This window comes from Lysobacterales bacterium, from assembly GCA_014946745.1.
GTDB lineage: Bacteria > Pseudomonadota > Gammaproteobacteria > Xanthomonadales > Xanthomonadaceae > Aquimonas.
On record JADCRD010000001.1, the window covers coordinates 870,743 to 882,774 of the forward strand.

Sequence of the window (12,032 nt, forward strand, 5' to 3'; positions counted from 1 at the left end):
GGCATGAACAGCTGGATGCAGTCGCCGTGGTTCTGGTGGGGCGTGGCGCTGGCCCTGTTCGCTACCGAAGCCATGCTGCCGGGCACTTTTCTGCTTTGGCTGGGCTTCGCCGCTGTGGCGACCGCCTTGCTGGTGCTCGCACTGCCGATCGATCCGGTGACCCAGTGGTTTCTGTTCGGCGTGCTGGGGCTGGTCTCGGTGGGCATTGGCTGGAAGCTGCGCACGCGCATCAACGCCAAGCCTGAGGATCACCTCACGCTCAATCGCAAAGGCGCGCAGCTCATCGGCCAGGTCTTTCCGCTGGAGTCAGCGATCGTCGACGGCCGCGGCCGCTTGAAGATCGGCGATGCCTTCTGGCGCGCTGAGGGGCCGGATCTGCCGCAGGGCACGCGGGTACGCGTGGTTGCGGTCGACGGCGCAGGACTGCGGGTCGAGTCGGCCTGAGGCCGCGCCGTGGCTTCGGGGCCCTGCGGGCGGCGCTGCGTCGCGCGCGGCAGCGCTGGGATCTCAAGCGTGGCCCGGTGGAACGTCTGATCAACGCCGTCGTGGCGTTGATCAGAACTCGCGAATCCGGCGCGTGCCGGGGCTCGCTTCCGCTGGATCAGGTACTCGCCGACGCCATCCGCGAGCGCGCCCTTGGCGGCGCGCGGACAACGCCCGTGGGTCAGAGCGTCCTAATCGAGCTTGAACACGAAGCTGCGGCTGGCGCGCACGCTTCGGCCGGGGGCTTCGTACTGCCATTCCTCCATGGCCGCCACGGCCGCACGATCGAAGATGCGCGGCGGGTCGCTGCGAATCACCTCGACGTCGCTCACGCTGCCATCGGGATTGATGGTGAAGCCCACTTCGACCGTGCCCTCAAGACGACGTCGCCCCGCGCCGGGCGGGTAGCGGGGCGGCACCTGGCGGACGACCTTGGGCAAGGCCCCGGCGCCTGCTGGCCCCGGCGCTGCCGCGGCTGGCTCGGGCGCGTCCGCCTCGTTTGCCGCCGGCTCTGGAAGGCGGTCTGCCGCGGTGCCCCCCGGACTTTGCGATGTGGCCGGCGCGGACGGAACCGCCGCGTCCGAGGGGCCGGAGCCGTCTTGTGCGGGCGGCGCCTGCCCGGCGCTCGGCGCGGGCGCGGTTGCGGAGTCCGCGGCGGCGGGAGTCGTCGGCGCGGTGGCGCCCGGGCTTGCCGGTGCGGTCGCGGCTTGCGCAGACGCGGGCGGCTCGGCCTCTGCGGATTCGCGAGCAGCCTCATCGGCAGCCGCCTCCGCCAGGCGCTGCAAGGCCCTCTGCAGTCGCGGCAAGGCCGGTGCATTGGCCTCGGCCCGCTCCAGCAGCGCCAGCACGCGCTCGGCTTCGGCCTGATCCCCGGCCGCAATCCGCTGCTCGATGTGCAGCACCGCGTAGGGGACCAGATCACGCAGCGCGTAGGCCAACTGGACATCGTCGGGTTGTTCGACAGTGGCCTGCAGGAACAGCTCGAAGGCGTTGTCGCCGGGCGGGGTGAACAGGCGCTGCGCGCGCAGCGCGGATTCGGCGCGCTGCGCGACGGTCGCCGTGGCCTCTGCTGCCGGCGCGGCCGGGTCAGCTGCCGTAGCCGCCTGCGGCTCGCTGGGGGTTGTCTCCGGCGCGGATTCGCCAGAGCAGGCCGTGAGCAGGCAGAGCAGCGCGGCGCCCAGTGCGCTGCGGCGAATCTGCGGTTCCTTGAAGCCTGCCACGGAGGCCGTGGCCCGGCGGGTTATCTGGAATATGAGCATCGTGAATGTCCCCTGCTGCAACCGACGCGTAACGCCGACCCGGGTGCGCAGAGCCCAAAGAAAACGGGCCCGATCGAAGTCGGCAGCGTTCAGCGGATTCCCCGCGGCGAGCATATTCCAACCGTACGCAATCGCATGTTGCGCTGCCGCAGCCTGCGGTCCGGCTGTGCGGCGCGTCGCGAACAGGCGATCCGCGGGCCGGTTATCCTCGCCCCCGATGCCCGGCCTGCCTAACCCGCCTCGTTCGTTTCGCATTCTGGTCTGGGCGTTCTGCGCAGGCTTGAGCGCCCTCGCGCGCGCGGGCAATCCGTCTGCTGAGCTGCTGGCTCAGGCCCCCGGCCTGAAGCGCGAGGTGCTGGAACTGGCCGTGTCGGCCTTCGAGTGCGCGCGCCGCGCGGGTCAAGCCCCGAGCGCGCGGCGGCTGGCGGTGATCGACTATTCGCTGCCCTCGACGGAGCCGCGCATGTGGGTGTTCGACATGCGGCGACAGCGTCTGCTGTACGCCGAGCACGTGGCGCACGGACAGGGCAGCGGTGAGAACCTGGCCACCGAGTTCTCGAATATCGAGGGCAGCCACCAGACCAGCCTGGGTCTGTTCGTGACCGATCAGACCTACCACGGCGCGAACGGTTACTCGCTGCGAATGGACGGGTTGGACCCCGGCTTCAACGATCGGGCGCGCCAGCGCGCCATCGTCATGCACGGCGCGCCCTACGTCGACCCGGCGTTCGCCCGCGTGCAGGGCCGCCTGGGACGCAGTCAAGGCTGCCCGGCGGTGCGTTCCGGCATCGCCCGGCCGCTGATCGATCAGCTGCGCCATGGCCAGCTGCTGTTCGCCTACTACCCGGACCCGCAGTGGTTGGCCAATGCGCACAGCCTGTCCTGCCTGCGGCTGGCGCGCGCAGGGCGAGCCGGCAAGGTGAAGCCGGCCGGCGGACCTTGAGGGTCTCGAGGCCTGCGCGGCCTCGCGCACGCTGAATCGCGGGCCTGGCTGCCCCTTCTGCGACTGCCTTGGATGCCCTCATGGCCGACGGTTGGACGCGACCGGCGAGCGTTCGTGCGCGCCAGACCTCACAATGCCGGGCCCGTTCTGGCTGGCCCCGCCTGGTTTCGATGACTGCTTCGCTGTGTGTTTCGCGCTCTCGCCGCTGCGGCAGCCTGCTGTTTTGCGGATTGCTCGCCATCGCGCCGCTGGTTAAGGCCGAACCGCCTGCAGCCACGCAGACCCCGCCGCTGCAGGCGCTGCTTGGCGAGCCTGGTCAGGCGCTGCAGGTGCAGGGGCAGCCCCTGCATGCGCCAGATGCGCTACGCAGCTTCTACGCCGCCCGCGGCTACCGGCTGGCCTGGACCGAAGACGCCGGCTGTGGCAGCCACTACGCGGAGCTGCTGCACGCCATCGCAGCCAGCGATGCGCACGGACTTTCGCCGGGCGACTACCACCTGGAGCCCTTGCTGAGCGCACCCGCCTGCACGCTGACCGAGGAGCTGCTGGCCAGCGATGCCTGGCTGAGCCTGGCCTCGCATCTGCGCGGCGGGCGCATCGATCCCCTGCACGTCGAGCCTGACTGGACGGTGCAGCGACCCAGCCTGGACGCGCCGGCCGCGCTTGAGCTCGCGCTGCAGGCGGGACGCGTGGCCGCGGCGCTCGATGCCTTGGCGCCGCAGGATGACTTCTACCGCGCGCTGCGCGCGGCGCTGCTCATCGAGCGCGCCCAGCTCGACGCGCCACGGCCTGCACCTGTGGAGCCTGGCGACAGCCTCAAGCCGGGTGACCGCGGGCCGCGCGTTGCCCAGCTGCGTGCGCTGCTGCGCGCAGAAGGGCATGCCGCAGAGCCACTCGCGGTGCAGCCCGAGGCGATCGCCAGCGGGGCTGTGCCTTCACCGCTCGCCGACGCCGCCGAGCCGCCCCAGGCCTCCAGCGTGATCGCCACCGAGCCGCCCCAGCCCTCCAGCGCGAACCTCGCCGAGGCGCCTGCGGGCGATCCCCTGGAGTTCTTCGATTCCGGCCTCGAAACCGCGCTCAAGGCCTACCAGCAGCGGGTCAATCTGGAGCCCGACGGCGTTGCCGGCCGCATGACCCTGGCCCAGCTCGCGCGCGGGCCGGCCGAACGGATCGATCAGCTGCGCGTGAACCTGGAGCGCTGGCGCTGGTTGCCGGCCGACCTGGGCGCGCGCCATCTGCGCGTCAACATCGCCGACTACCGGCTTGAAGCCTGGAATGCGGGCCGCATCGAGCGCATTCACCGGGTCGTCGTCGGCACCGGCTACCGGCAGACGCCGAGCTTCTCGGCGCGCATGCGCTACGTGGTGCTGAACCCCTGGTGGGAAGTGCCGCGCCGGCTCGCCACGCAGGACAAGCTGCCGCTGTTTCAGCGCGATCCCGAGGCCTTCGCGCGCGGCGGCTACGCTCTGCTCGACCCTCAGGGACAGCCGGTCGATGCGGCCGGCGTCGATTTCAGCCAGCTCTCGCGCAATCGCTTCCCCTACCGCCTTCGTCAGCAGCCGGGGCCGGCCAATGCGCTGGGGCAGGTCAAGCTGATCCTGCCCAACGGTCATGATGTCTACCTGCACGACACGCCCAGCCGCGGCCTGTTTGCGCGGGTGCGGCGCAGCTTCTCCTCCGGCTGCATCCGCGTCGACGATGCCTTGGGCCTGACCGAATGGGTGCTGGCCGGCGTCCGCGGCTTCGATCGCACACGCATCGACGCGGTGGTCGCCAGCGGGCAGGAGACGCGCGTCGATCTCGCCGAACCATTGCCGGTGCATCTGCTTTACCTCACCGCGGTGGGGGATGAGGCGGGCGGACTGCGCCTCATTGATGACCTCTACGGTCGCGACGGGCGCGTGCTCGATGCGCTCAACCGCAGGGCTCCGCTGTGAATCGCGCGGTGGATGGCCAGCGCCGGACGGCCGCGATTGCGCGCGACCTCTGCCTGACTGCCATGCGCGGCGCCTAGAATCGGCCTATGGATTCTCTGCGCTGGAACGAGCTGCTCGACTGGATCGCCGCCCACCCGCTGGCGGCGGGGCTGGTGATTTTCCTGATCGCCTTCTGCGATGCACTGCTGATCATCGGCGTGGTGGTGCCCGCCGCACCGTTGCTGTTCGCGGTCGGCACCCTGGTCGGTCTGGGCCACATCGACGGTGTCTACGCGGTGGCCTGCGCCGCGCTCGGCGCCTTCTGCGGCGACGGCGTCAGCTACGTGGCCGGCCGCCGCTACGGCGATTCGCTGAAGAGCCGCTGGCCCTTCGCCCAGCATCCCGAGTGGCTGGCGCGCGGCGACGCGTCGTTCCGCCGCCACGGCATGAAGAGCCTGGTGATCGGCCGCTTCGTCGGCGCCATCCGGCCCTTCATTCCCGCCATCGCCGGCATGCTCGCGATGCCGGCCCAGCGCTACGTGTTTGCGACGGCGGTGGCAGCCCTGCTGTGGGCCCTGGCTTTCCTGCTGCCGGGCTGGCTGTTCGGCGCTTCGCTGGATCTGGTCGCCGCGGTGGCGGGCCGGCTGGCGATCGTCATCGCCCTGGTGCTGGTGCTGGTGGCCGCCCTGTGGGCCAGCGTGTTCTACCTGTGGCGCTGGCTGGTGCCGCATGCGGAAGGGCTGCTCGCCGGCGCGCTCGACTGGTCGCACCGGCATCCGGTGCTGGGCCGCTACTCCGAGGCCCTGATCGATCCGCGCCGTCGCGAGTCGCCTTCACTGCTGGTGTTCGCGCTGGGACTGGTGGCTGCGGTCTGGGGCTTTTTCCAGCTGCTGTTCTCTGTCGATGGCGGCGACGCGCCTTCGCGGCTGGACACCCACGTCAACCAGCTGATGTTCGGCTTGCGCCATCCCTTGGCCGACCCGCTGATGGGCGGGCTGTCCACCTTGGGCGATCCCCTGCTTCTGATCGCACCGGTGCTGCTGGTGTTCGCCTGGCTGTGGTGGCGACGCCAGCGCGTCGCCGCCTGGCACTGGCTGGTGGCGCCGCTCGCGGCCGCACTGATCAGCCTGCTGCTGGGCTGGCTGATCGAGCTGCCGGCGCCGCCGACCGCGGATGGCGTCAGCGGACATGGCTTTCCCTCCCTGCCGATCACGCTCGCCGTCAGCGTCTATGGCTTCTTCGCGGTGCTGGTCGCGCGCGAGCTGCCGGGGCGCACCCGCGTCTGGCCCTATGTGGTGGCGGCTCTGGTGGTGGGTCTCAGCGGCTTCGCCCACCTTTACCTTGGCACGCACTGGCTGTCGGAAGTGCTGGCGGGGGCCTCGTTGGGTCTGCTCTGGACGACCGCACTGGGCATCGCCTATCGCCGCCGCACGGCGCGCGCGTTCTGGATGAAGCCGGTGGCGGCGCTGTTCTTCGGAGCGGCCCTGCTGTCGGTGCTGCTGCTGGTGGGCGAACGTTCGTCCACCCAGCTCGCGCGTCTTGAGCGTCCAATCGAGCGCGAGGACGTGCTGGCGCAGCGCTGGCTCGACGCCGACCCCGCGCTGCGCCTGCCCGAGCGCCGCAACGAGCTGCGCGATCGCGATGCCTGGCCCCTCAACGTGCAGTACGCCGGCGAGCCTGCGCAGCTGCAGGCGCTGCTCGAGGCACGCGGCTGGCAGCGGATCGAACCCGGCGACTGGCGCGGCCTGCTGCGCATGCTCGACGACAAGGCCGACGCGCGACAGCTGCCGATCATGCCAACCACCCACCTGGGGCGTCCGGAGACGCTGCTGATGGAGAAGCCCGGCGGCGTCGACGGCGATCGCGTGGTGCTGCGGCTGTGGGCCGCCCCCTATCGACTGCTGCCGCCGGGCCAGCCGCTGTGGCTGGGCACCGTGCACACCTTGCGCTACTCGACCCGCGGTGAGGGCTTCGTCCGCTACTGGGCGGCGCAGCCGGAGGTCGATCCTGCGCTGGCCGTATTGCGGGCCGACGCGCAGGCCTGGGCGCTCGATCAAGCCACTGCGCCACGGCTGCGTTTGCGCGCATCCGCCCCCTGAGTCGCGCTGGCCTCGTGGCCGTGGCGAGCTGGGCGGCGCCGCGGCGCCGCCCAGCGGGGCATTCAGCTGGATTCGAAGCCGTCCGCGTAGACGCCGATGTTTTGCCGCAAGACCAGCTGCTGACTGATCTGCGAGCCGCCCTGGCCGTCGGTGACCACCAGCGGTGACAGCCGAACGATCGTCCAGCCGGCCTGCGCAAGCTGCGGCAGCGTGGCGCGGCCGGCGCGTGGACAGTTGAAGGCGGTGTCATTGGTCGGCGGCGTGCTGGCGTTGAAAGCCTGGGCATCGCTGTAGCAGATCTCCGCTGATGCCGGGTGCATCAGGCCCCACAGCGCGAGGGCGCCGGCCCATCGCGCAAGCGCGCCAGGGCTCATGGCTTCTGGATCAGCAGCTGCACGGCCTGGGTGGTGCTCGTGTACATCACCGGTGTCATCTGCACCACGCTCCAGCCCTGCGCTGCCAGCTGCGGCAAGGTCTGCTGACCGAGCGTCGGGCAGCTGAAGACGGTGCTGTTGGTCGGCGGCGACACCGTGCCCGAGGGCACGATTGCGCCGTAGCAGATTTCCGCCTGTCCAGCTTCAGCACTGCTGGTGGCGAGGGCGGCGAGCAGCAGTACAGGGGTGAAGCGCTTGAGCATGATGAATTCCTTTCGAGTGACACACCGACGCGCCGGCCCCTGTTCCGGCACGCGAGGGAAGGTAGGTAGAAGCGGTGCGTCGCGCCGGCGTGAGGCTTGCCCGACGCACCGCCCCGGGATTGTCGCCTATCCCGTGGCCACGCACCGGCCTGCCGACCGCGACTCGTGCGTCCGAACGACGCGGCGCCGCCCAGCCGCACAGCGTTCACAGGCGGCGGCCGCGGCACGCGCTTGGTCGCCGCGCTGGAAGCCTGGGCTGTGGCCGGGCAGCTCGAAGGCGACATGTGCCTTTGCGCGCCGGCGCCTTGATCGCGAGAGGTGAATGCCTCTGCGTACTGCGGCGGAGCGCGAGCGGAATTGGGGGCGGCCGAGCACGTTGAGCCTCGACGTCGCCGATGCGCACCCGCGGGCGGCATCCGGCGTGTCAATGCCGACGCAGTCGATAGCGCTCGCGATAGTCGGACGGTGTCATCGAGGTGGCGCGCTTGAACAGTCGGCGGAAGCTCGAGGTGTCGCGATAGCCGCAGCGCTCTACGATCTCATCCAGGCTGAGCAGAGAGGTTTCGAGCAGGGCCTTGGCGCGCTCGACCCGCAGGCGCTGAAGGTGCGCCAGCGGCGACTCGCCGTAGTGCTGCTGGAAGTGGCGCAGCAGACTGCGCTCGCTGGTGTTGAGTCGCGCCGCGATCTCGGTGACGCCCCATCGGGACTGCACCGCTTCCTGCAGCAGCTTGTCTGTGCGTTCGCCCAGGCTGGAGCGCGGGCGCTCGATCAGGGCCTCGCTGATGTAGGGCGCCTGGCTCTGCCGCTCCGGATCCTGCAGGCGCAGCCGCGCCGTGAGCTGGGCCAGGGCTTCGCCGCCATGTTTCGCCACCAGGCGCAGCAGCAGGTCCGACACGGCGCTGCCGGCGCCCGCGGTGGTCACGCCCGGCGCCTCCACCAGCAGCGCGTCGGCGTCCAGACGCACATCTGGGTAGCGGTGGCGGAAGGCCGCGCCCAGCCACCAGCTGGTCGTCGCTCGCTGACCCTCCAGCACGCCCGCCTCCGCCAGCAAAAAGGTGCCGCAGCAGGCTGAGGCCAAAGGCACCCCGCGCGCATGCAGCCGCCGCAGACAATCGATCTCGGCACTGAGCTCCGCGCGGCGCGAGAACAGTTCACCCGGGCTGCCATGCATCAGGCCGGGCACGAGCAGCAGATCGAGGTCGGCCGCGTCAGCGGCCTCCATCGGCGTCAGCGTCGTGCCGTCGGCGGTTCGCACCGGGTGAGGCTCGGCTGCGCCGACCAGCGTGGCTTCGAAGCGGAGCAGCCCGGGCATCTGCAGCTCGGCAACGCGCTGGGCGATCAGCAGGGTGTCGACCACGCTGCCGTAAGTCGAGAGCATCATGCCGTCGACGGCGAGTACGCCTATTCGCAGACGTCGCTGCGCCTGAGGGCGCTGCAGGGCCGATGGCGCGTCGAGCTGCACCGTGGTGCCCGTGCCGGTGGACGTGCGGCTACGGCCGGAACGCGCCTCAGGGCTGGATGAGGATCGAGCTGGCATGGCTGTCCAGTGCGGCGATAAGGGCGGCCGGGAGCTGCAGCGTGTTCGCCCGGGCAGGCTCACCGCAAGCGGCAATGGCGACTTCGCCGGCGTGGTGATTCGGCAAGGGCGTGACCGAAGGCGCGATCAGCTTGTGGTCGCCGGCCACGTCTCGCGTCAGCAGCCACAAGCCGGGCGGCAGCTCAACGCGCGGTCCGCAGTTCTCGAACGTGAGAAGAGTCACCGCGCCGTCATCATCCAACAGCTGCCAGCGCTGGGTGCGGGTGTGCAAGGTCGCGCCATAGCTGCCGTCGAGGAATACCTCCTCGGCGCTTCGTGGCTTCGCGGCTGCCGCGAACGAGGCGGACAGCCCCAGCGTCGCGGCCAAAGCGAGGAAAGCGGTGAGTGCGGGGTGCATGGCGGGTCTCCTCCGGTCGGGGTGGACACAGCCTGCGCTGGAAGTTGCGGCGGCTACAGTGGCGGATCCGACGCCGAGCGAGCCGAATGCGCCAGCGTTGCGGGCGTCAGCCAGTCGTCTGCGCGCGTGTTTCGTTCGGATCGAGTGACTGAGACTTCGTTTTGCGGCGAACCGCCCGCCCGGCTGGGCAGCCGCCCGCACGCAGGCGCGCGGCGGCACAAATCCGCACCGCCCAAACGGCAAACGCCCCCGGCATGCGGGGGCGTTTCACGTCAGCTCTGCGTGCGGGTCAATCCTCGACCGGCTCCGGCGGCAGGTCGGCGTTGTGGTAGACCTCCTGCACGTCATCGAGGCCTTCCAGACGGTCGAGCATGTCGAGCAGGTCCTCCAGCGCCTCGCCCTCGACCTTCACGCGATTGGCCGGCGCCATCACGATGTCGGCGCTCTCGGGCTTCAGGCCAGCGGCCTCGATGGACTTCTTCACCGCCTCGAAGTCGGTCGGCGCGCAGATCACCGTGCTGCGGCCATCGGCGCTGGCGACGTCCTCGGCGCCGGCCTCCAGCGCCAGCTCCATCAGGCGGTCTTCGGCGGCGCTGTCCGGCGTCGCCAGCACGATCTCGCCGCGGCGGCTGAACTGGAAGGCCACCGAGCCGCTGGTGCCGAGATTGCCGCCGTGCTTTGAGAGTGCGTGGCGCACATCAGCCACGGTGCGCACACTGTTGTCGGTCATGGTGTCGATGATCACGGCGACGCCGCCGGGGCCGTAGCCCTCGTAGCGGATCTCCTCCATGTTGTCGGCGCCGTCAGCACCCGAGCCGCGCTTCACGGCGCGCTCGATGGTGTCCTTGCTCATGTTGGCGGCCAGCGCCTTGTCGATGCCCATGCGCAGGCGCGCATTCGCGGCCGGGTCGGCGCCGCCGCGAGCAGCGATGGTGATTTCGCGGATGAGCTTGGTGAAGACCTTGGCGCGACGCGCGTCTTCCGCGTTCTTGCGGCCTTCGATGCTGGGGCCTCGACCCATGGCGGTTTCCTCGGCGGGGTGATGAAAGCCGGAAAGCTTGCCAGATCAAGGGGCCATGCGCAGCCGGGGCCTGTACGAGCGGGGCATCGGGCGGGCCATCGTGGCCTGCCCGATGCCGAACCGCAGGTCTCGATCAGCGGAAGGCAGCGACCGTGGGGCCGCGGGTCTTCCAGACGCGGGTGTTGTCGTTGCGGGTCGCGGTGCCGATCGGCACGCCGCCCACGGTGAAGCTCGGTGACGAGAAAAAGCCGATGCGGGTGCAGGTCGAGCAGGGGCCGTTGTTCACCGCCATCACCGTGCGACGGTTCTGGCTGGTGATCACAAAGCCATGGCCAAAGGCATAGGGCGTCAGCGTGGGATCGTTGTCGTGGCGGGCGCCGACCACGTGTGCGGCTTCATGCACGAAGGTGAAGTTGCCCGACAGGCAGGAGGGATTCATCACGAAGTAGGCGTTGGCACTGCTGGTGGCGATACCGGCAGCCTGACCGCACAGCCCCGCGCTCACCGGCGCGACATAGGCGACCATGTCTGCGGTGTTGGTGTTGCGCTGGGTGCCGATGGTGTCGTAGAAGCCGTCGGACAGATTGGTCAGTCGGCTCAGCATCGTCGAGTAGCTGGTGCTCTCGGCCTGGGTGAAGTTCTGGATGGCGCCGGCCTGCTGAAGGACGATCTCCGTGCCGGTCGCCGCAAGGGCCCGGTTGGATTCGGCGAAGGCCAGGTCGATCGCCGCCTGCGGGTTGGAGACTGCGGCACGTGCGGCCGGGCCGAAGGCGACCAGCACGCGGATGGTCGAAATCGCCTTGGGCGCCGCCAGCGGCGAACCCGAGCGGAAGTCCACCGGCTGCGACTTCGACACCATTTCCTTGTAGGCCTCTTCGTGCTCATCCGGCGGGAAGGCCTGCTGGTCGACCTCGATCAGCGCATGCGCGCCCTTGTCGACGGGCTGCAGACGATAAAGCGCACCGGCGACGCGGATCGTGCCCCACAGCTCCTCGCCAGAGCGCACCAGGATGGCCTCGTCGAGAAGATGGTCGATAGCCTGGAGCTTCCCATTGCTGGGGCTGGGCTTCTTCATCTCGATGCTGCCGATCCACACTTCGTTGCCGCTTTCCATCTGCTCATACGCGTTCTGCTTGGCTTCGATGGCGATGCCGCCGGGCAGGGTCATGCGCAGCGCGCCCTGGCGTGCGTGCACGGCGCGGGCGTCGGCGGCGACGAGCTCGATGCGAGCGTTGGTCGGGTCGGCTGCGACGCGCTGCAGCAGCGGGCCCGGAGCGGCGAAGGCCTCGCGGTTGGAGATCGTGGAGAACAGGTCCTGCTGAGCCTGCGCCGCCCCCGAAAAGGCGCAGGAAACAGCGAGCAAAGCAACTGCGTAACGATGGAAGTTCATCGCTGTGATTCCTCTTGAGTTAAGTGGTGAATCCCCCGTCGCGCAGCTCCGGAAACCCCCGTCTTCGGAGTTGGCGACCCGCCGAACCTACTGCATTTTTTCGCGCGCAACATCCTGCGGCGCGGCTATCGTGTTCCGATCTGCGAACTGTTCCGTGGCATGGCACAAATTCGGCTCGGGAGTTTGCGCAAATGCATGATCTACATGAATTTCATCTCCGCATGCCTGGATGCGAAGGCCCCTGCGGGCGGTGTGTTACTTGGTATCTTTTCGGGTGTTATGTTGTTTCAAAACGCGCTCTCGGGACGTTTGATTGCGCAGGCTCGTCGCCCTTGCTGCGCTATCGGATG

Annotated in this window: 11 protein-coding genes; 4 read left to right on the top strand and 7 right to left on the bottom strand. The window is 69.7% G+C overall.

Translation table 11 applies throughout. The annotated features are described in order from the left end of the window. Positions 1-15: 15 nt before the first annotated feature. The gene (locus H4O13_03645) at positions 16-444 is read left to right on the top strand and encodes an NfeD family protein (GenBank protein MBE5314475.1); all 429 of its coding nucleotides are present in this window, start codon (positions 16-18) and stop codon (positions 442-444) included. A 230-nt stretch (positions 445-674) separates the two neighbouring features. On the opposite strand, the gene H4O13_03650 is transcribed toward H4O13_03645, so the two are convergent. After that, complete coding sequence (locus H4O13_03650; protein MBE5314476.1) at positions 675-1,742, bottom strand: energy transducer TonB; 1,068 nt, start codon at positions 1,740-1,742, stop codon at positions 675-677. A gap of 217 nt (positions 1,743-1,959) precedes the next feature. Here H4O13_03650 and H4O13_03655 point away from each other — a divergent pair, with 217 nt between their 5' ends. The 3 genes from H4O13_03655 (at position 1,960) to H4O13_03665 (ending at position 6,700) form a co-directional block, all read left to right on the top strand. Further along, positions 1,960-2,685 carry a murein L,D-transpeptidase catalytic domain family protein gene (locus tag H4O13_03655; GenBank protein MBE5314477.1) on the top strand — a complete coding sequence of 242 codons (726 nt, stop codon included), beginning with the start codon at positions 1,960-1,962 and terminating at the stop codon, positions 2,683-2,685. Positions 2,686-2,855: 170 nt separating this feature from the next. After that, positions 2,856-4,622: a L,D-transpeptidase family protein gene (locus H4O13_03660; GenBank protein MBE5314478.1), complete on the top strand. Its 1,767-nt coding sequence runs from the start codon at positions 2,856-2,858 to the stop codon at positions 4,620-4,622. Between the two features lie 86 nt (positions 4,623-4,708). Further along, positions 4,709-6,700, top strand: a complete 1,992-nt coding sequence (locus H4O13_03665; protein MBE5314479.1) for a VTT domain-containing protein — start codon at positions 4,709-4,711, stop codon at positions 6,698-6,700. 62 nt (positions 6,701-6,762) lie between these two features. On the opposite strand, the gene H4O13_03670 is transcribed toward H4O13_03665, so the two are convergent. From H4O13_03670 to H4O13_03695, 6 genes are all read right to left on the bottom strand, one after another. Beyond that, positions 6,763-7,074, bottom strand: a complete 312-nt coding sequence (locus tag H4O13_03670) for a hypothetical protein (GenBank protein MBE5314480.1) — start codon at positions 7,072-7,074, stop codon at positions 6,763-6,765. Then, positions 7,071-7,337 (bottom strand): hypothetical protein, encoded by a 267-nt coding sequence (locus tag H4O13_03675; protein ID MBE5314481.1) that lies wholly within the window; start codon positions 7,335-7,337, stop codon positions 7,071-7,073. The genes H4O13_03670 and H4O13_03675 overlap by 4 nt, the downstream gene beginning before the upstream one ends. A 424-nt stretch (positions 7,338-7,761) precedes the next feature. Beyond that, positions 7,762-8,874, bottom strand: a complete 1,113-nt coding sequence (locus H4O13_03680) for a helix-turn-helix domain-containing protein (protein MBE5314482.1) — start codon at positions 8,872-8,874, stop codon at positions 7,762-7,764. Continuing rightward, positions 8,846-9,271 carry a hypothetical protein gene (locus tag H4O13_03685; protein ID MBE5314483.1) on the bottom strand — a complete coding sequence of 142 codons (426 nt, stop codon included), beginning with the start codon at positions 9,269-9,271 and terminating at the stop codon, positions 8,846-8,848. Before H4O13_03685 ends, H4O13_03680 begins: the two co-directional genes overlap by 29 nt. Positions 9,272-9,560: 289 nt before the next feature. Continuing rightward, the gene (locus H4O13_03690; GenBank protein MBE5314484.1) at positions 9,561-10,292 is read right to left on the bottom strand and encodes a YebC/PmpR family DNA-binding transcriptional regulator; all 732 of its coding nucleotides are present in this window, start codon (positions 10,290-10,292) and stop codon (positions 9,561-9,563) included. Positions 10,293-10,425: 133 nt separating this feature from the next. Further along, entirely contained in the window at positions 10,426-11,682 is a 1,257-nt protein-coding gene (locus tag H4O13_03695; protein ID MBE5314485.1) for a hypothetical protein, read from the bottom strand. Positions 11,683-12,032: the final 350 nt, after the last annotated feature.